The 20,577-nt window shown below is 67.3% G+C and carries 25 protein-coding genes; 9 read left to right on the forward strand and 16 right to left on the reverse strand.

The annotated features are described in order from the left end of the window. Positions 1–16: 16 nt before the first annotated feature. Genes hpf through BCL79_RS16975 form a run of 7 tightly spaced genes read right to left on the reverse strand, consistent with a single transcriptional unit; the run spans position 17 to position 5,299 of the window. Complete coding sequence (gene hpf, locus BCL79_RS16945; protein ID WP_046274055.1) at positions 17–343, reverse strand: ribosome hibernation-promoting factor, HPF/YfiA family; 327 nt, start codon at positions 341–343, stop codon at positions 17–19. A 58-nt stretch (positions 344–401) separates the two neighbouring features. Further along, positions 402–1,841 (reverse strand): RNA polymerase factor sigma-54, encoded by a 1,440-nt coding sequence (locus BCL79_RS16950; protein WP_121043143.1) that lies wholly within the window; start codon positions 1,839–1,841, stop codon positions 402–404. Positions 1,842–1,883: 42 nt separating this feature from the next. Then, positions 1,884–2,603 carry an LPS export ABC transporter ATP-binding protein gene (gene lptB, locus BCL79_RS16955; protein WP_121043145.1) on the reverse strand — a complete coding sequence of 240 codons (720 nt, stop codon included), beginning with the start codon at positions 2,601–2,603 and terminating at the stop codon, positions 1,884–1,886. Further along, complete coding sequence (gene lptA, locus BCL79_RS16960) at positions 2,603–3,166, reverse strand: lipopolysaccharide transport periplasmic protein LptA (RefSeq protein WP_121043147.1); 564 nt, start codon at positions 3,164–3,166, stop codon at positions 2,603–2,605. Before lptA ends, lptB begins: the two co-directional genes overlap by 1 nt. Continuing rightward, entirely contained in the window at positions 3,144–3,710 is a 567-nt protein-coding gene (gene lptC, locus BCL79_RS16965) for an LPS export ABC transporter periplasmic protein LptC (protein WP_121043149.1), read from the reverse strand. Before lptC ends, lptA begins: the two co-directional genes overlap by 23 nt. Continuing rightward, positions 3,707–4,255, reverse strand: a complete 549-nt coding sequence (locus BCL79_RS16970) for a KdsC family phosphatase (protein WP_121043151.1) — start codon at positions 4,253–4,255, stop codon at positions 3,707–3,709. The genes lptC and BCL79_RS16970 overlap by 4 nt, the downstream gene beginning before the upstream one ends. 42 nt (positions 4,256–4,297) lie before the next feature. Continuing rightward, on the reverse strand, positions 4,298–5,299 hold the full coding sequence (locus BCL79_RS16975) for a KpsF/GutQ family sugar-phosphate isomerase (RefSeq protein WP_121043154.1): 1,002 nt from the start codon (positions 5,297–5,299) through the stop codon (positions 4,298–4,300). A 53-nt stretch (positions 5,300–5,352) separates the two neighbouring features. Here BCL79_RS16975 and BCL79_RS16980 point away from each other — a divergent pair, with 53 nt between their 5' ends. The 3 genes from BCL79_RS16980 (at position 5,353) to BCL79_RS16990 (ending at position 7,257) form a co-directional block, all read left to right on the forward strand. Then, positions 5,353–5,583, forward strand: coding sequence for a BolA family protein (locus BCL79_RS16980; RefSeq protein ID WP_088432818.1), 231 nt, complete (start codon positions 5,353–5,355; stop codon positions 5,581–5,583). Between the two features lie 94 nt (positions 5,584–5,677). Next, positions 5,678–6,952: a UDP-N-acetylglucosamine 1-carboxyvinyltransferase gene (murA, locus tag BCL79_RS16985; protein WP_121043156.1), complete on the forward strand. Its 1,275-nt coding sequence runs from the start codon at positions 5,678–5,680 to the stop codon at positions 6,950–6,952. After that, positions 6,949–7,257, forward strand: a complete 309-nt coding sequence (locus tag BCL79_RS16990) for an EF-hand domain-containing protein (protein WP_121043158.1) — start codon at positions 6,949–6,951, stop codon at positions 7,255–7,257. Before murA ends, BCL79_RS16990 begins: the two co-directional genes overlap by 4 nt. A 33-nt stretch (positions 7,258–7,290) precedes the next feature. On the opposite strand, the gene BCL79_RS16995 is transcribed toward BCL79_RS16990, so the two are convergent. The 5 genes from BCL79_RS16995 to purM all read right to left on the reverse strand — a co-directional run bounded on the left by BCL79_RS16995 (position 7,291) and on the right by purM (position 10,987). Continuing rightward, on the reverse strand, positions 7,291–7,974 hold the full coding sequence (locus BCL79_RS16995; RefSeq protein ID WP_121043160.1) for a DUF3108 domain-containing protein: 684 nt from the start codon (positions 7,972–7,974) through the stop codon (positions 7,291–7,293). A gap of 2 nt (positions 7,975–7,976) precedes the next feature. Next, complete coding sequence (locus tag BCL79_RS17000) at positions 7,977–8,753, reverse strand: DUF3108 domain-containing protein (protein WP_183073812.1); 777 nt, start codon at positions 8,751–8,753, stop codon at positions 7,977–7,979. A gap of 67 nt (positions 8,754–8,820) precedes the next feature. Then, positions 8,821–9,474, reverse strand: coding sequence for a phosphoribosylglycinamide formyltransferase (purN, locus tag BCL79_RS17005; protein WP_121043164.1), 654 nt, complete (start codon positions 9,472–9,474; stop codon positions 8,821–8,823). Then, the gene (locus BCL79_RS17010; protein ID WP_428999473.1) at positions 9,471–9,956 is read right to left on the reverse strand and encodes a hypothetical protein; all 486 of its coding nucleotides are present in this window, start codon (positions 9,954–9,956) and stop codon (positions 9,471–9,473) included. The genes purN and BCL79_RS17010 overlap by 4 nt, the downstream gene beginning before the upstream one ends. Before the next feature lie 5 nt (positions 9,957–9,961). Beyond that, positions 9,962–10,987: a phosphoribosylformylglycinamidine cyclo-ligase gene (gene purM, locus BCL79_RS17015; protein ID WP_183073822.1), complete on the reverse strand. Its 1,026-nt coding sequence runs from the start codon at positions 10,985–10,987 to the stop codon at positions 9,962–9,964. A gap of 138 nt (positions 10,988–11,125) precedes the next feature. Between purM and BCL79_RS17020 the strand changes: the two genes are divergently transcribed. The 3 genes from BCL79_RS17020 to hda are packed head-to-tail and all read left to right on the forward strand — an operon-like array spanning position 11,126 to position 14,126. Next, on the forward strand, positions 11,126–12,250 hold the full coding sequence (locus BCL79_RS17020; RefSeq protein ID WP_226956679.1) for a DUF2066 domain-containing protein: 1,125 nt from the start codon (positions 11,126–11,128) through the stop codon (positions 12,248–12,250). Next, positions 12,247–13,419: an AI-2E family transporter gene (locus BCL79_RS17025; RefSeq protein WP_121043170.1), complete on the forward strand. Its 1,173-nt coding sequence runs from the start codon at positions 12,247–12,249 to the stop codon at positions 13,417–13,419. Before BCL79_RS17020 ends, BCL79_RS17025 begins: the two co-directional genes overlap by 4 nt. Continuing rightward, entirely contained in the window at positions 13,416–14,126 is a 711-nt protein-coding gene (gene hda, locus BCL79_RS17030; protein ID WP_121043172.1) for a DnaA regulatory inactivator Hda, read from the forward strand. The genes BCL79_RS17025 and hda overlap by 4 nt, the downstream gene beginning before the upstream one ends. Positions 14,127–14,227: 101 nt before the next feature. Here hda and murU read toward each other — a convergent pair whose 3' ends face one another. From murU to BCL79_RS17050, 4 genes are read right to left on the reverse strand one after another with little or no spacing between them, the layout of a single operon-like run. Further along, positions 14,228–14,932 (reverse strand): N-acetylmuramate alpha-1-phosphate uridylyltransferase MurU, encoded by a 705-nt coding sequence (gene murU, locus BCL79_RS17035; protein WP_121043174.1) that lies wholly within the window; start codon positions 14,930–14,932, stop codon positions 14,228–14,230. Further along, positions 14,929–15,954 carry an aminoglycoside phosphotransferase family protein gene (locus tag BCL79_RS17040; RefSeq protein WP_121043176.1) on the reverse strand — a complete coding sequence of 342 codons (1,026 nt, stop codon included), beginning with the start codon at positions 15,952–15,954 and terminating at the stop codon, positions 14,929–14,931. Before BCL79_RS17040 ends, murU begins: the two co-directional genes overlap by 4 nt. 58 nt (positions 15,955–16,012) lie before the next feature. Then, positions 16,013–16,282: a GlsB/YeaQ/YmgE family stress response membrane protein gene (locus BCL79_RS17045; RefSeq protein WP_019185648.1), complete on the reverse strand. Its 270-nt coding sequence runs from the start codon at positions 16,280–16,282 to the stop codon at positions 16,013–16,015. 60 nt (positions 16,283–16,342) lie between these two features. Then, on the reverse strand, positions 16,343–17,836 hold the full coding sequence (locus BCL79_RS17050; protein ID WP_121043178.1) for a M20 family metallopeptidase: 1,494 nt from the start codon (positions 17,834–17,836) through the stop codon (positions 16,343–16,345). A 253-nt stretch (positions 17,837–18,089) separates the two neighbouring features. On the opposite strand from BCL79_RS17050, the gene BCL79_RS17055 reads away from it, so the two are divergent. From BCL79_RS17055 to BCL79_RS17065, 3 genes are all read left to right on the forward strand, one after another. Beyond that, positions 18,090–18,365 (forward strand): ComEA family DNA-binding protein, encoded by a 276-nt coding sequence (locus BCL79_RS17055; RefSeq protein ID WP_121043558.1) that lies wholly within the window; start codon positions 18,090–18,092, stop codon positions 18,363–18,365. Between the two features lie 407 nt (positions 18,366–18,772). Beyond that, on the forward strand, positions 18,773–19,834 hold the full coding sequence (locus BCL79_RS17060) for a L,D-transpeptidase (RefSeq protein WP_121043180.1): 1,062 nt from the start codon (positions 18,773–18,775) through the stop codon (positions 19,832–19,834). Between the two features lie 27 nt (positions 19,835–19,861). Beyond that, positions 19,862–20,569, forward strand: coding sequence for a murein L,D-transpeptidase catalytic domain family protein (locus tag BCL79_RS17065; RefSeq protein ID WP_121043182.1), 708 nt, complete (start codon positions 19,862–19,864; stop codon positions 20,567–20,569). The last annotated feature ends 8 nt before the right edge of the window (positions 20,570–20,577 follow it).

Below are 20,577 nucleotides of genomic sequence, written 5' to 3' on the forward strand. Positions count from 1 at the left end.
GGTGGAAACGAGGGCATCAGCCCTCATTGTCGCCCACCGGCAGCGGTTGCGGTGCGTGCTGCTGCTTTTTCTCTTTGTGCTTGATGACCAGGCGGTCGAGCTTGTCGGCCAGGATGTCGATCGCGGCATACATGGTGGGGCCGCTGGCGTCCGCGTGCAGAGTCTGCCCGGGAACATTCACACTCGCATCGGCATGGTGCTCCGGCTTGCGGATCGACAGTTGCACGCGAACCTCGCAGTGCTGGTCGAAGTGCTTCCTCAGCCGTTCCAGCTTGGTCTCCACGTACTCGTTCAGAGCCGGGGTGATCTCAAGGTGGTCCTTGCCAAACGTCTCGATGTGCATCGGGTTTCTCCTTTGTTCGGATGTGCCAATGAACCTTCCCGCCGGGCGCGGTGGAGCGTCAGACGATTCTTACCCTTTCGTGCGAGGCGGAAATGTTCATGGCTTCACGATACTTCGCCACGGTGCGTCGCGCCACCGGTATTCCCGAGGTTTTGAGCAGGTCAGCCAGCTTGGCGTCAGAAAGCGGCTTGCGCGGGTTCTCGTCATCGATCAGCCGGCGCAGCATCGCCTGGATGGCGGTGCTGGAGGCTTCGCCGCCGCTGTCGGTATCGATGCCGGAGGCGAAGAACGCGCGCAGCGGCAGGGTGCCGCGCGGGGTGCGCACGTACTTGCGGGCGATCGCGCGTGAAATGGTGGATTCGTGCAGGCCGAGCTCACCGGCCACTTCACGCAGGGTCAGTGGGCGCAGCGCCTGTTCGCCGAACTCCAGGAAGGCGGCCTGCTGGTCGAGCAGGCAGCGCATCACCCGCAGCAGGGTCTCGCCGCGGGCCTCCAGGCCCTTGAGCAGCCAGCGTGCTTCCTGCAGGTGGGCGCGCATGTAGCCGGCGTCGGCCTCCCCGCAGCGGCGGATCAGCTGCTCGTAGCCGCGGTGGATGACAACCTTGGGCCCGGCATGGCCGGCCAGGGCGGCACGCCAGACGCCGTTCTGGCGCCAGACCACGCAGTCGGGCACCACATAGCTGTCGTGGGAGAGCTCGCCGATCTGGGCGCCCGGGCGCGGGTCCAGCGAGCGCAGCAGCTGCACCGCGACCTCGACCTCGGCCAGTGGCTCGCGCAGCTCGTGGGCGATGCCGGCCACACCGCTGCGAGGCAGGCGCTCCAGCGGGCCATCGGCGATGCGCCGGGCCAGCGCCAGTCCCGGGGTCTGCGCGGGCAGTACCAGCAACTGCAGGTCCAGGCATTCGCCCAGGGAGCGCGCACCGACCCCGACCGGGTCGAAGCGCTGGATCTGGTGCAGCACGGTGAGGATTTCAGCCTCGTCGGCCTGGATGGCCGGGCGCAGGGTCTCGGCGATGGTCGCCAAGGGCTCGCGCAGGTAACCGTCTTCTTCGAAGGCATCGATCAGGGCCGCGCCGATGCTGCGGTCACGGGCCGACAGGTGCGACAGATGCAGCTGCCAGAGCAGATGGTCAGCCAACGATTCGGTCTCGGCCACGCGTTCGGCGGCGCTGCCGTTGTCGTCATCGTCGAAGGAGCCGCCACTGCTGCCGCTGGTCCAGTCGCCTTCGCCGGGCGACCAGTCATCGCTCGCCGAGACCTGATGCTCGCCATCGGCATGGGTATCGGTGGGGGCGGGCGGGGGCGTGTCCTCGCCGGGACTGGCCTCGAGCGCCGGTTCAGCGTTCTCGGCCCAGTCCAGCAGCGGGTTGGTCTCCACCGCCTCGTTGATTTCCAGCTCCAGCTCGGCGCTGGACATCTGCAACAGCTTGATCGCCTGACGCAGCTGCGGCGTCATGACCAGGTGTTGCCCCATCGATGTCTGCAGCCGTGCTTTCATGCCTGTGCCGAACGGAAGGAAGGCGTTGCGGCGGCCGCTGGATCAGAGCTTGAAGGTTTCCCCAAGGTAGACGCGGCGGACGTCGGCGTTGGCCAGGATCTCGTCCGGCGCGCCCTGTGCCAGCACGCTGCCCTCGTTGAGGATATACGCGCGGTCGCAGATTCCCAAGGTTTCGCGGACATTGTGGTCGGTGATCAGCACCCCGATCCCGCGCTGCTTGAGATGGGTGACGATGCGCTGGATTTCACCGACCGAGATCGGGTCGACACCGGCGAACGGTTCATCGAGCAGGATCAGGCGCGGTTTGGCGGCCAGCGCGCGGGCGATTTCACAGCGGCGGCGCTCACCACCGGAGAGGCTGGCACCGAGCTGGTCGGCCACGTGGTTGATCTGCAGTTCGTCCAGCAGGCTGGCCAGTTCCTTTTCGCGGCCGGCCTTGTCCAGATCGTCGCGCAGCTCCAGCACCAGGCGCAGGTTGTCGGCCACGGTCAGCTTGCGGAACACGGAGGGTTCCTGCGGCAGGTAGCCCACGCCCTGCTTGGCGCGGGTGTACATCGGGTCGCTGGTGATGTCCTTGCCGTCCAGCACGATGCTGCCCGCATCGGTCTCGACCAGGCCGACGATCATGTAGAAGCAGGTGGTCTTGCCGGCTCCGTTGGGGCCGAGCAGGCCGACCACTTCACCGGCCTCCAGGGTCAGCCCGAAATCCTTGACGACTTCACGCTGCTTGTAGCGCTTGCGCAGGCCTTTGGCGACGAGCATTACTTCTTGCTCCCGGCGGCGGGCTTGGCCGCAGGCGCCGCCGGCTTGGCGGCCGGGGTGGCCGGTGCTGCGCCCTTGGCCTTGGGCTGGATCACCGTGCGCACGCGCGTGCCGTCACCACCGCTCTGCATGTTGCCGGTGCGCGTGTTGTAGGTCATCTTCTGGCCGCTGTTGGTGCCGCGCGGCGACTCGACCTTGTAGTTGCCGGTGAGGATGATCACTTCGCTGTTGACGTTGTAATCCATGTTGTCGGCCCAGGCATTCATCTTGGAGCCGTCATCCATTTCCTGTTCCAGCGTGGCCTGCTTGCCGGTCAGCACGACGCGTTCGATATCGCCGTTCTTGCGGAACAGATCGGCGTTGGCGGCGTGGATCACCAGGGTGCCCTGGGTGATCACCACGTTGCCGGTGAACGTGCACTTGCCCGCATCATCGGTCAGGTTGCAGTCGTTGCTGTTGGATTCCAGATTCATCGGCTGGTTGCGGTCGGATGACTTGGCCAGCGCCATGCCGGGCAGCAGCAGGGCGAGCAGCGCGAGCTTAGCGGGCAGCGTTCGGTTCATAGCGGGTCTTGACCTGTGAAAGGAGTTTGTACTGCCGGGTTTTCATGTCGGCTTCGAAGCCGACCCCTGTCTGCGACAGGCCCGGGCGGGTCATGGTGACCCGGGCATCGGTCTTGGCACGGTTCTCTTTCGGGAACACGTCCAGGTGATCGGTGCGGAAGGTGGTGGGTGGTGCACCGGCGACCTTGGGGCTGTCGCCGCTGACGTTGCCGATGAGCTTGAGCTGGTCGCCCTTGGCGCTGACCCAGCCGCTGTCGCCACGCATTTCCCAGTGATTGCCGTCCTGGTCGGGCAGCAGGAACACCGGTGTGGTCAGGGTCATCGTTTCATCGCTGCGCGCACGCTCCAGCAGCGGGGCGCGCAGGGTGGTGGATTCCTTGCCCTGTTCGTCCAACGCCACGATCTGGAAATCATGCAGCACGTAATCCTTGGTGGCATCCTCGCCTTCGGCCGCGGGGGCCTTGTCGCGATGGTGCAGGGCCAGCCAGCCGGTCAGCAGTGCGGCGACCAGCAGCAGGCCCCCGATGGCGGTACGTACGTTCATGCGCCGAACCTCTCCAGCACCGCATCCACATGTCCCTGCGCGGCCAGCAGCACGTCGCACAGCTCCCGCGCCGCGCCCTTGCCGCCGTCACTGCGGGTCTGCCAGTGCACACGCTCGGCGATCCAGGGGTGGGCATTGGCCGGCGCAACCGCCAGGCCGACCGCGCACAGCGGGCCGAGATCGGGCAGGTCGTCACCCATGAAGGCCACCTGGTCCAGTCCGATGCCGTGCTGCTCGCACAGCGCCTTGACGCTGGCCAGCTTGTCGCCAACCGCGATCTGGGTATCGATGCCCAGGTCCGCGCCACGCTTGAGCGCGGATTGGCTGTTGCGTGCGGTGATCAGCACCGGGTGGATACCGTGGTGTTGCAGCAGTTTCAGGCCGAGTCCGTCCTGCACGTAATACGCCTTGCTCTCGTTGCCGTCCTTGTCGTAGTAGAGCCGACCGTCGGTGAGCGTGCCGTCCACGTCGAAGCAGGCCAGCCGGATACGGCCGGCGGCGGCATGCAGGTGGGACGGGAAACCGGGCAACGGGGAGTAGGGCATCGTCTGGGGCAGCTCAACTGAATGGAGGAAGGCAACTGTGGTTTAAACCACCCGGGCCCGCAACAGGTCATGAATGTTGAGCGCGCCGACGAGATGTCCTTCGGCATCGACCACCATCAAGCCATTGATCTTGTGGGCTTCCATCAGCTGCGCCGCTTCGGCCGCGAGCTGATCGGCACCGATGGTGCGCGGGCCATGGGTCATCACATCGGCGATCCGCGCGCTGCGCACGTCCAGATCGGTATCCAGGGCGCGGCGCAGATCGCCGTCGGTGAACAGACCGATCAGGTGGTTGTCGGCATCCACGACGGCGGTCATGCCTAGGCGCTTGCGGCTCATCTCCACCAGGGCCTCGCTCAGGCTGGCGTTGACATCCACGCGCGGCAGTTCATCGCCGCTGTGCATCACATCGGTGATGTGCAGCAGCAGGCGGCGGCCCAGGCTGCCGGCCGGGTGCGAACGGGCGAAATCGTCGGCGGTGAAGCCGCGGGCATCGAGCAGGGCCACGGCCAGTGCGTCGCCCATGGCCAACGAGGCGGTGGTGCTGGAGGTCGGGGCCAGCGCCAGCGGGCAGGCCTCGGCCGGCACGCTGACATCCAAATGAACGTCGGCGGCGGTGGCCAGGCTGGACTGCGGGCGGCCGGTCATGGCGATCAGGCGGTTGCCCTGGCGCTTGAGCACCGGCAGCAGCATCAGCAGCTCATCGGACTCACCTGAATAGGACAGCGCCAGCACCACGTCGGCCTCGGTGATCATGCCCAGATCGCCATGCCCGGCTTCACCGGGGTGCACGTAGAAGGCCGGGGTGCCGGTCGAGGCCAGGGTGGCGGCGATCTTGCGGGCGACATGGCCGGACTTGCCCATGCCGGTGGCGACCACGCGGCCCTTGCTCTGCAGGACCAGCTGGCAGGCCTGGCTGAACGCTTCGCCCAGCCGCTCGGCGACCGCGCCCAGCGCATCGCGCTCGATCTCGAACACGCGGCGGCCGCTGGCGACCAGTGCCGCAGCGTCGGCCGGATGGGGGAGTTGGGGCGAGACAGCCATGCGAGCGCCACGTGGAAGAGTAGAATGAGCGCTCATTTTATTAGGAAAGCCCGTTGGACGCCGAGACCATCCGCAATCTGATCGAAACCGGCCTGCCTGGCGCCCGCGCGGACGTGCAGGGTGACGACGGCGTGCACTTCGAGGCCACCGTGGTCTGCGACGCCTTTGCCGGCAAAATGCCGCTGGCGCGCCACCGCATGGTCTATGCGACCCTGGGCGATCTGATGGGCGGGGCGATCCACGCGCTGGCGCTGAAGACCGTCACCCCGGCCGAAGCGGGTTAGTCAGCCCAATGATTGGATCAGCCGACCCACGGTCGGTTCTACCCCCAACATCCGCCGACCGACGGTCGGCTCTACCTCATTCCAAGTAGATTCCATGGCCAAGATCGTAGTGACCGGCGGCAAGCCGCTGCACGGTGAAGTGAACATTTCCGGCGCCAAGAACGCTGTCCTCCCCATCCTGTGCGCGACCCTGCTGGCCGATGCGCCGGTGGAGATCACCAACGTGCCGCACCTGCACGACGTGGTCACCACCGTGAAGCTGCTCGGTGAGCTGGGCGCCAAGGTCACCATCGACCAGGGCACCCTCTCGCGCGGCAGCGCGATCGTGGTCGACCCGCGTCCGGTCAATCAGCACGTCGCCCCGTACGAGCTGGTCAAGACCATGCGCGCCTCGATCCTGGTGCTCGGCCCGCTGCTGGCCCGCTTCGGTGCGGCTGAAGTGTCGCTGCCGGGCGGCTGCGCGATCGGCTCGCGTCCGGTCGACCAGCACATCAAGGGGCTGCAGGCCCTCGGGGCGGAAATCACCGTCGAGAACGGCTTCATCAAGGCCCAGGCCAAGCGCCTGAAGGGTGCCCACTTCACCTTCGACATGGTCAGCGTCACCGGCACCGAGAACGTGCTGATGGCCGCCGTGCTGGCCGAAGGCACCACCGTGCTGGACAACGCCGCAATGGAGCCGGAAGTCACCGACCTGGCGCACTGCCTGATCGCGCTCGGCGCGAAGATCGAAGGGCTGGGCACTGCCCGCCTGGTGATCGAAGGCGTGGAGAAGCTGTCCGGTGGCCGTCATGAAGTGCTGCCCGACCGCATCGAGACCGGCACCTTCCTGGTCGCCGCGGCGATGACCGGCGGCAAGGTCACGGTCAACCGTGCCCGCCCGAACACCATGGATGCGGTGCTGGCCAAGCTGGTGGAGGCCGGTGCGCACATCGAGACCACCGAAGACAGCATCACCCTGGACATGGGCGGCAAGCGCCCGCGCTCGGTCAACCTGACCACCGCGCCGTACCCGGCATTCCCCACCGACATGCAGGCGCAGTTCATGGCGCTCAACTGCGTGGCCGACGGCGTGGGCGTGATCAACGAAACGATCTTCGAGAACCGTTTCATGCACGTCAACGAACTGCTGCGCCTGGGCGCGGACATCCAGGTCGAAGGCCACACCGCGATCGTGCGTGGTGCCGAGCAGCTCAGCGGCGCGCCGGTGATGGCGACCGATCTGCGCGCGTCGGCCTCGCTGATCCTGGCCGGCCTGATGGCCGAGGGTGACACCACCATCGACCGCATCTACCACCTGGACCGCGGCTACGAGAACATCGAAGAGAAGCTGTCCTCGCTGGGCGCCATCATCCGGCGTATCGCCGCATGATCCTGCGCGGCCGGTTCACCCGCCGCCGCAAGGCGCTGCTGGTGCTGGTACTGATCGTGCTGGCGTGGCTGGGCTACGCCTGGTACGCCGGCATCGCGATCACCCAGGGCATCCAGCAGGAAGACATGGACTGGAATGCGGACGGCACCGTCAGCCGGACCGAAGTGTTCCAGTCGTCCTATGCGGTCGGCGTGGACAAGACCGTCGACGGCAACCGGCATTGCAGCACGTACTACTGGCGCGACACGCGCCAGCAGATCCGGGTGGACTGCAAGACGGTATTCGGCGACGCCAAGCCGGAATGAAAAAACGCCCGCGGAAGCGGGCGTTTTTTTGGGTCAATTCATCCCTTTGATCGTCAGATCCAGCGCATCCTTGCCGCTCTCACGCTGCAGCAGACGCGCCGGCACCGGGAACTCCGGCACGATCCAGGCGATCAGCTCCTTGTTGCCGTCCACGCGCGAGACCTTGGTCGCGTCGTAGGACTTGCCCGCCACGGTGATCTTTTCCTTGCCGACCACCTTGTAGGACATCGGCTTGATCCGGCCTTCGTCGACCATGCGGTAGTTCAGCGGCTTGCCGGCGGCCAGATCACGCGCGATCGCCAGGTTGATCAGCAGGGCATCCATGTCGCCGGGCTTGAGCGCCACCGGGCCGCGGCGGTCCGGCTTGACGTCCCCGGTCCAGGTGGCCTGGTTGCTGCTCCAGTTGTAGTTGGCATCCACGTTGCGCTTCTTGACCAGCAGCACCGAGCGGTCGTTGCTGGTCAGCGGCCGCAGGCGGCCGTTGGCTTCTTCGAACACGGTGGTCTGGCTGAGATCGGCCAGCTGGTTCTTCACGTTCAGGCTGTAGCGCCATTTGTTGGCGCCTTCGCTGGCCAGGGTCATGGTCCCGTTGGCCTGCATGCCCATGTAGCTGGCCTGGTAATCGGCCTTGAACGGCTGCAGGGCCATGGCGGGCAGGCTCACCACGGCAAGGGCGCCGGCGGCGATCCAGGTCAGCGGACGGTTCAGTGTGGTCATGCTCAGACTCCTTGATATTCGATCAGGCGCAGATCAATCCGATCTTCGCCGTCTTCGCGTTGCAGGATGCGCACCGGCGTGGGGACACCGTTGGCGATCCAGAGGATGGTTTCGTCATTGCCGCCGTTGGTGCGATACACCCGCAGCGCGTTGTAGGACAGATCGCCGACGGGCACGTTCTCGGTGTCCGGTGCGGCCTGGTAGTCGTGCTGGCGGACGCGGCCCACGTCCACGTAGCGGTAGTGCATCTGCCCGCCGGGGCGGGCGTCGCGCATGATCGCCAGGTTCAGCAGCAGCGCGCTCTGGTCGCCGGGCTGCAGCGGGATGGGCTGGCGGCGCTCCTTCTTCAGATCGCCCAGCCACTGCGCGGTGCCGGCCTGCCAGTCGTAGGTGCCGGTGACCTTCTTGCCGAGGAACAGCCCCTTGCGGACCGTGCTCTGGCTCAACGGCACATAGGTGCCGTTGCGGTTCTCGAACACCGTGCTCTGCTCCAGGTTCAGGCCAAGCACGCTGGCAAAACCGCTGCGCCCGATCACCTGCATGTCCACGCGCCACTGGTCACCGCCGGTGTGGGTGACACGCATGGTCGCGTCGCCAGCCTGTTTGCCCTTGTAGAGGGCCTGGTAGGTTGCGGTGAACGGCTGCAGCGGCGGCGCTTCCCAGCTCATGGCAGGCAACGCGGGCAGTGGTGGGGTGACCGTCTCCTGCGCGTGGGCAAGGGCGGCGGTGCACAGCAGGGATGCCATCAGCAGCACGGGCTTGAACAAAGGCGTTCTCATGCGGGCCGGTCGGTAGAGGAGGGGAAAGGATGCCAGCGCCGGGATCAGCGGCGTGTGTGCGCGGCGCTTATCGGTTCAGCTGTCCGGCGCAATCTAGGCGCAGCGGGCTAAACAGGGGGTGACCATCGAGCTGGAGCTGACCTGCCTGTTCAGTTACGCGGCCGCTGACCAGCAGCGCCAGGCTGGCGATCAGCAGCGGATGCTCCACGGCCAGCACCCGCAGGGCCAGCGCTTCGGGGGTGTCGCCGGCCTGCACCGGCACCCGGGCCTGGGCCAGCACCGTGCCGGCATCCAGTTCGGGCACCACGAAGTGCACGCTAGCGCCGTGCTCGGCATCGCCGGCCTGCAGTGCGCGCGCATGCGTGTGCAGCCCTTTGTAGAGCGGCAGCAGCGAGGGATGGATGTTGACCAGGCGGCCATCGAACCGGGCCACGAAGGCCGGGCCGAGGATGCGCATGTAACCGGCGCAGACGATCCAGTCCGGCGCGAAGGCATCCAGCGCATCGGCCATCGCTGCATCGAACGCGGCGCGGTCCGGGTAGCCCTTGGGCGAGCGTGCCCAGCGCTGTGCCGGGCTCACCTTGAGCAGGGCCGAGGCATCGGGCTTGTCCGAGAGCACGGCCACGACCTGCGCATCCAGCTGCTGCGCGGCGATGGCATCGAGGATGGCCTGCAGATTACTGCCCCGGCCAGAAGCGAGTACGGCGATACGGCTGCTCATGCGGTCTGGAAGGCCGCCTTGACCGCGGGGCGCGACAGCACCACCAGGGTGAACACCCCCAGCGCAGTACCGAACGGCATGAAGATGCAGGCGATGCCGGCCACCACCATGCACAGCAGGTAACGCCGGCGCTGCGCCAGGCACCGCCCGGCATAGGCCATGTAACCGGCCAGCACCAGCCCGGCAGCGCAGCCCAGCCCGCCGATCAGCACGAACACCCAGCCGAGCAGGCGCGGATCGAACGGGGGCGGTGCCTCACCCGGCGCCAGCGGCGCCGGCGCGGCGAAGATCACCGCCACGCCCATCAGCAGGTAGATCAGCGGGAACAGCGAGAACAGGGCGGTCAGGCCAGCCACCACGTAGTGGAAGACCGACAGCAATTGCAGCTGCGAGGTATCCACCGCCGCGGCCGGTACGACCGGCGCCGCTGCGGTGGGCAGCGACGGCGGTTGGGCAGGGAACTCCGGGCCGGGCTCCGTCACCTGGCTCAACCGATCTTGACGCGTTCGGCGCCGTCGGCGCGGGTCACTTCACCGATGGTCCAGTGCTCCAGGCCCTGCGCGGTCACCGCGGCACCGACCGAGGCGGCTTCGTTGGCAGCCACGATCAGTACGAAGCCGATGCCGCAGTTGAAGGTGCGCCACATCTCGCTGTCGGCCACGGCGCCTTCCTTCTGCAGCCACTGGAACACCGGCGGCAGGGTCCAGGCGTCGGCCTTGATGTCCAGGCCCAGGCCGTCGGGTACCACGCGGATGATGTTTTCCGTCAGGCCGCCACCGGTGATGTGGGCCATGCCGTGGATCGCCGCGCCGTGGGTCTTCAACAGCGCCAGGATCGGCTTGACGTACAGGCGGGTCGGCGCCATCAGCGCATCGACCAGCTTGACCCCGCCGTCCAGCTCCAGATCGGCCGGCTGACCGGCGCGGTCATAGATGCGGCGCACCAGCGAGTAGCCGTTGGAATGCGGGCCGGAGGAGGCGATGCCGATCAGCACGTCGCCGGCGGCCACGCTGGCGCCGTCCTTCATGTCACTCTTCTCGACACCGGCAACGGTGAAGCCGGCCAGGTCGTACTCGCCCGGGGCATACATGTCGGGCATTTCAGCGGTTTCACCGCCGATCAGCGCGCAACCGGCCTCGGTGCAGCCGTTGGCGATGCCGCCCACGACCGCCGCAGCGGTATCGATGTCCAGCTTGCCGGTGGCGAAATAATCCAGGAAGAACAGCGGCTCGGCACCCTGGACCAGCACGTCGTTCACGCACATGGCGACCAGATCGATGCCGATCGTGTCGTGGCGGCCCAGCTGTTGTGCGAGCTTCAGCTTGGTGCCCACGCCGTCCGTGCCCGAGACCAGGACCGGCTCGCGGTACTTGTTGGAGAGGTCGAACAGGGCGCCGAAGCCACCCAGTCCGCCCATGACTTCCGGGCGGAAACTGCGCTTCACCAGCGGCTTGATGCGCTCGACCAGCTCATTGCCCGCGTCGATATCGACACCGGCGTCGCGGTAGGTCAGGGGAGAGGGGTTGGACGGGGAATTGGTCACGGGCGTCGGCGCTGCGCTGGGGTGAAAGCGCGATTTTAACAGGCCACGTTGGCGCGCAGGCCCTATTCGGGCAACAATTCCCCCCGGATACGCTCAATGGAAGTCCTGATGCGCCGCAGCCTCTTTTTCATGATGTTCCTCGCGCTTTGCCTGCCGGTGGCCTCGATGGCCCAGAGCGGCCTGCGCACCGAAGGCGATGTGGCCAGTGCCAGTGGCGCTTACGAGGCCGAGGTCCCGGTCAACAGCCAGGCCGATTCGGACCGCAACGGTGCCCTGGCCAGGGCGCTGGGCAATGTGCTGGCCAAGCTCTCGGGCGACCGCAGCGTGATGAGCCGCCCCGGCGTGATGCAGGCCCTGCGCAATGCCAAGGATTACGTGGCCAGCTATGACTACCGCCAGGACCAGAGCACCTCGGCCGGTGGCGCGCCGAGCTACCGCACCATCCTGGTGGCGCGCTTCCGCGAGGATGACGTCGATGGCCTGATCTCGGCCCTCGGTCTGCCGCTGTGGCCGCAGCCCCGCCCGAAGCCGGTGATCTGGCTGGCCATCGACGATGGTTCCGGCCCGCGCCTGGTGACCGTCCAGCAGGCCAATGCGGCCCGCCCGCTGCTCAACCGCGCCATCGAACGTGGCTACAAGCTGGGCCTGCCCTCGGGCAGCGCCGCCGAGCAGGCACTGGTGGGCGCGATCTGGCGCCAGGACACGGCCGCCGTGGCGCGAGCCTCCGCGCGCTATGCCCCGCCGATGCAGCTGATCGGCAAGCTCTACCGCGATGGCAGCGGCTGGGTGGCCGATTGGGTGTTCGTCGATGGCGGCAAAGAACTGAACAAGTGGACCACCAAGGACAGCGACGCCCGCCGCGCGATGGCCAGCGGTGCCGATGGTGCCGCCGATGCGCTGGTGCGCCGGTACGCCAAGGCCGGGGCCGCCACCGGTGCCGCCGGGACCTACACGATCGTGGTGCTGGGCCTGAACAGTGCCGAGGATTACATGCGCCTGGCCGCCGGCCTGCGGGAGACTGCCGTGGTCCGCAACGTCACTCCGGTGCGTGCCTCGGGCGACCGCCTGGAGCTGTCGCTGGAGATGACTACCGGGCTGGCCGGCCTGAACCGCATGCTCGGCGACAACGGCGTGATCGCGCCGACCGCGCCGCTGGCACTGCCGGTGCCGATCGATGAAACCAACCCCTCGGCCCTCCCGCCGCCCGCCAGCAACGAGTACCGCCTGCGATGATCCTCACCCCCGAAGCGGAAATCGCACAGTTCCTCAGGCGGTTGAAATACGTCCTGGTGGCGCTCGCCGCCGGCTGGGTGATCTGGCTGCTCGGCCCGATCCTGACCCCGTTCGTGCTGGCCCTCGCACTGGCCTGGCTGGGCGACCCGCTGGTCGACCGGATCGAGGCCACCGGCCGCTCGCGCAACACCGGCGTGGTGCTGGTGTTCGTGGCGATGATCCTGCTGATCACTGCCGCGCTGTTGATCCTGGTGCCGATGATCGAGCGTCAGGTCGCCACCCTGGTGGCGGCGATCCCGCAGGCACAGCAGTGGCTGATGGAAAAAGGCATCCCGTGGTTCGAGCAGAAGACCGGGCTGGAGATCATGCAGTGGATGGACCCGGACCGCTTGATTGAATGGGTGCGCAGCCACTGGCAGCAGGCCGGCGGCTTCGCCAAGACCTTCTTCGGCTACGTGCAGCGCTCGGGCTTCACCATGGTGACCTGGGTGGTCAACATCCTGCTGCTGCCGATCCTGGCGTTCTACTTCCTGCGCGACTGGGACAAGCTGGTCGAGCGCGTGGCCTCGATGATTCCGCGCAACCACGTCGGCACCATCACCAAGCTGGCGCGTGAATCGGACGAAGTGCTCGGTGCGTTCATCCGTGGCCAGTTCCTGGTGATGATCGCGCTGGGCGTGGTGTACGCCGCCGGCCTGTCGCTGGTCGGCCTGAAGCTGGGCCTGTTGATCGGCCTGGTGGCTGGCCTGATCAGCTTCATTCCGTACCTCGGCGCGACCACCGGCATCGTCATGGCGGTCGCAGCGGCGCTGGTGCAGGCGCAGGGCTTCGATCTGAAGCTGTTGATCCTGGTCGGCATCGTGTTCACCGTGGGCCAGCTGCTGGAAAGCTACGTGCTGACCCCGCGCATCGTCGGCGACAAGATCGGCCTGCACCCGGTGGCGGTGATCTTCGCGGTGATGGCCGGTGGCCAGCTGTTCGGCTTCCTCGGCATGCTGCTGGCCCTGCCGGTGGCGGCGGTCAGCAACGTGCTGCTGCGCTATGCGCATCAGCGCTATCGCCAGAGCGACCTGTATGCCGGTGAGAAATCGGCGATCGTTCTCGATGCCTACGTCGACACGCCCGGGATCGTGGTCGTGGGCAATCCGAAGGGGCCGGACGCGCAGTGAGTGTCGTTCCGCAGTTGCCGCTTGCCCTGCGCTACCCGCAGGACGAGCGGTTGGAGACGTTCATCGGTGCGCCGGATGGCGCGCTGGCGCAGCTGCGCGCCATTGCCGTGGGCGCCGCGCACGACTGGGTGTATCTGGAGGGCGCGCCGGGCACCGGCAAGACCCATCAGGCGCTGGCGATGTGCTCGCTGGCCGAACAGGCCGGCCGCCAGCCGACCTACCTGCCGCTGAAGGCGGTGGTGGGGCGCACGCGCGCCGCGCTGGAATCGCTGGAAGGCCGCGACCTGGTCGCGCTGGATGGGCTGGACGCCGTGGCCGGGCAGCGCGAAGACGAAGTGGCGCTGTTCGATTTCCACAACCGTGCGCGCGCGGCGGGCATCACCCTGCTGTACACCGCGCAGCACGCACCGGACCAGCTCGGGCTGGTGTTGCCGGACCTGCGCTCCCGCCTGCAGCAGTGCGTGCGCGTGGTGCTGCAGCCGCTGGACGATGAAGGCCGCGCGGCGGTGCTGCGCGAACGCGCGGCGCGACGCGGCCTGGCGATCGATGAAGCGGCGATCGAATGGTTGCTGACCCGTACCGGCCGTGAGCTGGGCAATCTGGTCAGCCTGCTGGACTGGCTGGACCGCGAATCGCTGGCGGCACAGCGCCGCATCACCGTGCCGTTCCTGCGCCAGGTCCTGGAAGACGGCCCGCACCTGTTGTAACCATCCGGAAACGGACGGTAGATCCACGCCATGCGTGGATGCATCGGGTGCCGGCTCATCGTTGCCTCAGCCACGCATGGCGTGGCGCTACCCTGGCAGGGTCAGGCGTTCAGTTCCGCATCCAGCTGCGCCAGGCGTTCGGGCGTGCCCACATCGGTCCATCGCCCGCGATGGTGCTGGCCGGTCACGCGGCCCTGCGCCATCGCATGCCGCAGCAGCGGGGCGAGACCGAACTGTGGCGGTGTCGCGCTGGCACCGTCGGTTTCGCCGATCACCGCGCGCCAACCGTCGATGATCGCCGGGCGGTACACGCCGATACCGGCATAGGTGAGCCGCGCGCTGTCACCGTCATCGCTGACGCGACCATCGGCGTGCAGGATGAAATCGCCACGCGGGTGCTGCGCCGGATTGTCCACCAGCACCAGATGCGCATCGCCGGTGGGTGTGCGTGGCAGGGTAGCGACATCCGCATCCGTCCACACATCGCCGTTGATCACCAGGAACGGTGCCTCGCCAAGGATCGGCAGCGCGTTGAGAATGCCGCCGCCGGTTTCCAGCGGCACGTCGCCTTCGTGGATGAAGTGCAGCCGCAGCCCCCAGCGCGCACCGTCGCCGAGTGCGGGCGCGAACTGATCGCCGAGCCAGGCGGTGTTGATCACCACCTCATCGATACCGGCGGCGGCCAGCCGTTCCAGATGCCACACGATCAGCGGCCTGCCACCGGCCACCAGCAGCGGCTTGGGCGTGTGCAGGGTCAGCGGGCGCATGCGCTCGCCTTTGCCGGCCGAGAAAATCATCGCCTTCATGGGCGGGCCAGGACCGGTTCGGCGATACGGGCCAGGGCCGGTTTGATGCGCAGCTCGAACAGATCGTGCAGGGGGGCCAGCGCGGGATGGCGCGGCAGCACTTCATCCAGATAGCGGATGAAGCGCGGCGCATCCTCGAAGTAGTGTCCCTTGCCGTCGCGGTCGCGCAGGCGCACGAACAGGCCGAGGATTTTCAGGTGGCGCTGCACGCCCATCCAGTCCGCGTCGCGCAGGAACTGCGGCCATGGCCGTACCGGCAGACCGGCCGCCAGCGCTTGTGCGTGATAGCGCGCCAACCAGGTATCCACGCGCTCGATCGGCCAGCTCAGGAACGCATCCTTGAACAGGCTGACCGGGTCGTAGGCGATCGGTCCACGCACCAGGTCCTGGAAATCCAGCACGGCCGGCCCGCCGTCGATCGGCATCAGGTTGCGCGGCATGAAATCGCGGTGGGTCAGCACCTGCGGCTGCTGCAGTGCGTTGTCCATCAGCAGGCGATGCATGCGCTGCAGGTTCTCGATCTCGCCACAGTCCAGTTCAAGGCCGAGGTGACGTTGCAGGAACCACTCGTCGAACAGCCCGGCATCGCGCTGCAGCAGTGCCTCGCCGAAGCTGCCCATGCCTTCGGGCACCGGGATGGACTGCAGGCGGATCAGCTGCGCGAAGGCAGCGTCGAACCAGGCATCGGCGTTGTCGGTGTCGATATGGCGGGCCAAGGTCGGGCCGCCCAGGTCTTCCAGCAGCAGGAAGCCGTTGTCTTCATCGCGCGCCAGCACCTGCGGCACGCGCACGCCGTTGGGCTCGAGCAGGTCATGCATGCGCAGCCACGGCCGCACATCCTCCAGCCCGGGCGGGGAGTCCATCACGATGTGGCTGCCGCGCGCGCTGGTGGCGCGCCAGTAGCTGCGGAAACCGGCATCGACCGAGGCACGGTCGAGGGCGGTGGCCGGATCGCCGAGGGCGGCGCAGGTCCACTGCCGGCGGTGTTCGGCGCGCAGCGGATCGGAAGCAGGATCGTTCATGGACGGGTACGTCGAAGCGGCGCCGGACGGCGCGCGGGAAAGAAAAGAGCGGCGATGCTCAGCGCTTGCTGCTGAACAGCCGAAGCACGGCCAGGACCGCGACCGCACCGAGGATCGCGCCGATGAACCCCGCGGGCTCGCCGCGGGCATACCAGCCCATGTACTGGCCGAACCAGCCGGCCAGCAGGGCACCGACGATGCCGAGCACGATGGTCAGCAGACAGCCCATGCGGTTGTTGCCGGGCATGAAGAAGCGCCCGAGCAGACCGACGACGAAGCCGACCAGGATGATGTAGAGCCAGCTGGTGCTGCCAAACAGTCCGTTCATGCCAAAGACGTCAGTAGAGGGTGGACGCAGCCTAGCAAGGCCAGGCTGCGTCCGCCAACGTCAGCAGCAGCCGTGGCCGCCGTGACGGGTGCCGCTGTCGGCGGCGACCGGCGAACCGCTGGTCTCGCCGCGCAGGCTGGCGGCATAGTGCTCGCTGATCACCTTGGACACGCACGAGGTCACGCGCTTGCCCATCGGGATGTGCAGGAACTCGTTCGGGCCGTGTGCATTGGAGTGCGGGCCGAGCACGCCGGTGATCATGAACTGCGCGCCCGGGAACTTCTCGCCCAGCATGCCCATGAACGGGATCGAGCCGCCTTCGCCCATGTACATCGCCGGCTTGCCGAAGAAGGTCTGGCTGGCATCGTCGATCGCCTGGGTCAGCCACGGCGCCATCGCCGGGGCATTCCAGCCGCTGGAGGCTTTTTCCAGGTCCAGCTTCACTTCCGCACCGTTCGGCGGATCGCGCAGCAGGGCTTCCTTCAGCAGCTCGCCACAGGCTTTGCCGTCAGCGGTCGGGGGCAGGCGCAGCGACAGCTTCACCGCGGTATGCGGGCGCAGCACGTTGCCGGCCGAGGCCAGCGGCGGAAGGCCGTCCACGCCGGTGACCGACAGCGCCGGGCGCCAGGTGCGGTTGAGCACCAGTTCGGCCAGGTCGTCGTTCATCGGGCGCAGGCCGTCGACCATCGGGAATTTCTCGAAGATCGCGGTGTCCACCACTTCGGCGGCACGCTTGGCCTGCTCCTGGCGCTCGGCCGGGATCTCGACATTCATGCCGTCGATCAGGATGCGGCCGGTGTTCTCGTCCTCGATGCGCGAGATCAGCTGGCGCAGCAGGCGGAAGCTGGACGGGATCACGCCGGAGGCATCGCCGGAATGCACGCCTTCGTTGAGCACCTTGACCGAGAAGTTGCCGCCGGTCAGGCCGCGCAGCGAGGTGGTGCACCACAGCTGGTCGTAGTTGGCGCAGCCCGAATCCAAACACACCACCAGCGAGGGCTTGCCGATGCGGTCGGCCAGGTGGTCGACATAGGCGGGCAGGTCGTAGCTGCCGGATTCCTCGCAGGCTTCGATCAGGATCACGCAGCGCGCGTGCGGCAGGCCCTGTTCCTGCAGCGCCAGCACGGCGGCCAGCGAACCGAACATCGCATAGCCGTCATCGGCGCCGCCGCGGCCGTACAGCTTGTCGCCGCGCAGCACCGGGATCCACGGGCCCAGATCATCGTCCCAGCCGGTCATTTCCGGCTGCTTGTCCAGGTGGCCGTAGAGCAGGATGGTGTCGTCGCCGGTCTCGGCGCCGGAGGCCGGAACTTCCAGCAGCAGCAGCGGGGTGCGGCCCTCCAGGCGCACGACCTCGACGGTCAGGCCGGGCAGGTTCTGCGCCTTGGCCCAGGTTTCCATCAGGGTGACGGCCTGTTCCATGTAGCCGTTGGCGACCCAATCGGTGTCGAACATCGGCGATTTGTTGGGGATACGGATGTAATCGACCAATTGCGGGACGATTTCGTTGTCCCACTTTTCACTGACGAATTGGCCGAGCTTGGCGCTGTCCATCTGAACTCCGGAGTGCTTTTGACAAGTCCCGCCATTCTACGCCTGCGCTGGGGTAGGTATTTCCCTACACCACGTCGGGTGTTAGGCCTGCTGTGTGAAGGTGCCGTGGACGATAGGCTGTGTGTATGTGGCGAGGGACGCTGGAACCTTCGACAGGATTGCCGGCAGGGGCCGGTTCCGAGCCACAAGGAGTGACACAGTGGGACCTTGGTTTTCGTGCAGGGCGCTGGTGCTGGGACTGCTGTTGAGCGGAATGGCCTTCGCGGCCGATCGGATCAACATCAATACGGCGGACGCGTCGACGCTGCAGCAGGGATTGGCGAACGTGGGGCCGATGAAGGCCGAAGCGATCGTCGCGTACCGGCGACAACACGGCCCCTTCGAACACGTCGAGGATCTGGCGCGGGTGAAGGGGATAGGGACAGCTACCGTCGAACGGAATCGACAACGGATGACGACCGGGGCCAGGCAGGCGCCGGCCGAGGCACCGCCCAGGAGGGCAGCGCCGGCCTCCGTACCAAGGCGCTGAACAACAGGACAGGTCGGGACCGGCAGGAGGCCAGTCACTGGTTGCCACGGCAGGATGCCGTGGCGGCACCGACAGCTGCAGGAGGCAGCACGCACGGAAGCGGCGCGGAAGGATTGGCGCGGACCCACCAGGACGGTGGCATCCAGACCCCGGGAAGGGCTGCGATGGCGGAAGCATATACGGCCGAGTGCAGGATGCATGGCCGGCACCCAGACTGGGCAGGATGCACAGGGGGAAGGCGGGATGCCGACAAGGATGTATCGATTGCCCGGTTCGCACAGGATGTGTGGCCGGGCAATTACTTTTTGGGGCGGCCGAAAACCGGCAGCAGGGCTGCGCGTGGTTTTCGCGAACGCATGCAGGCAGTTCGTGTAGCGTGGCGGCATCTCTTCGAATGGATGCACGACATGGCAGTACGCAGCACGCTGTTGAGTCTGGCACTCGGGACGCTGCTGGCGACCGGGATGCTTCCCGCCACCGCCGCCAACAGTGCGCCGACGGCCAACAAGACGACCGAGGCTCCGCGTGGCCCGACCGATCTCAAGCCCGGTGAATTCCTCTGGCATCCGGAGATCTCCCCCTCCGGCCCGATCGTGCTGGTGGTCAGCCTCGATGAGCAGCGTGCCTACGTGTACCGCAACGGCATCGCGATCGGAATGAGCACGATCAGCTCGGGCAAGACCGGGCATGAAACACCGACCGGCGTGTTCACGATCCTGCAGAAGGACAAGGACCACAAGTCCAACCTCTACAACAGCGCGCCGATGCCCTACATGCAGCGCCTGACCTGGGACGGCATCGCGCTGCACGGCGGCAGCCTGCCCGGGCACCCGGCCTCGCACGGCTGCGTGCGGCTGCCACAGGCGTTCGCGCAGAAGCTGTTCGGCGAAACCCACCGTGGCGATACCGTGGTGGTGGCCGATGCCAAGAGCGCGCCGATGACGCTGGCCTATCCGGCCGTGCTGGCGCCGGTCAGCAGCACCGGCACGCCGCTGGTGGAGAGCACCGACGCACCCGCGCACTACTGGAATGATGCGGCGGCACCGGCCGGCCAGGTCGGCATCCTGGTCAGCCTGCACGACCAGCGCCTGTACGTGCTGCGCGATGGCGTGCTGATCGGCGAGTCGCGGTTGGAGGCCAAGGCCTTGCCGGCGTTCGAGGGCACCACGTTGTTCGTGATGGGCCAGGGCTACCAGGACAACCCCAGCCCGCTGGACCCGCACCGCCCGCTGCACCGCTGGACCGCCTACCCGCTGCTGGGCCAGACCGCCGCCAATGCCACCCCGGACCTGCTCGCCACGCCGAGCCTGCCGATGGCGCTGCCGCCGGAATTCGCCGAACAGCTGTACAGCGTGCTGGTGCCCGGCACCACGCTGCTGGTGACCAGCCTGCCGGCCGTTCGCCCGGTGGCCGATGAACAGAACCTGCAGCCTGTCTTGGAATCCGATGCCGGTGGGTCCACGTTGTAAGGGTTGCCTGCGCCTGGTGAGCTGCCCATGCCCGTTGTGAAATTGCTGCCTGCCGCGTTCTGCGGCCTGATCGCGTCCGCCACGGCGGGCGCGGCCAGCCCCGCGCCGGCCCCGGAGGCGAGTCCGGTGCAGATGGCCGAGATGCTGGCCAAAGCCGCCCCTGCGGCGGACAAGCACGTCCTGCAGCTGGCGGCCCGCGCGATGCGCTGTGCGTTGCGCCGGCCGGAGCTCGGCGTGGACCCGGGCAAGTTGAGCGTGATCGATTACTCGCGGCCGTCGACCGAACCGCGCATGTGGATTTTCGATCTCACGCGCCAGCGGCTGCTGTTCGAAGAGTGGGTCGCGCATGGGCGCAACAGCGGTGACAACCGCACCCAGCATTTCTCCAACAAGGACGGCAGCTTCATGTCCAGCCTGGGCGCGTTCACCGCCAAGGAAACCTACATGGGCGGCAACGGCTATTCGCTGCGCCTGGAAGGGCTGGAGCCGGGTTTCAACGACCATGCCCGCGACCGCGCGATCGTGATCCACGGTGCGCCCTACGTGAATCCGGCGATCGCGCGCCTGCAGGGCCGGCTGGGCCGCAGCCTGGGGTGCCCCGCCGTGCGGCTGTCCGTGGCGCGGCCCCTGATCGACAGCCTGCGCGGCGGCACGATGGTGTTCGCGTATTACCCCGACAAGGACTGGCTGGCGCGTTCGCGCCTGCTGGAACCCGATTGCGGCGGCGTGTCCTGACAGGACTG

The organism is Stenotrophomonas rhizophila (assembly GCF_003651185.1).
Classification (GTDB): domain Bacteria; phylum Pseudomonadota; class Gammaproteobacteria; order Xanthomonadales; family Xanthomonadaceae; genus Stenotrophomonas; species Stenotrophomonas maltophilia_Z.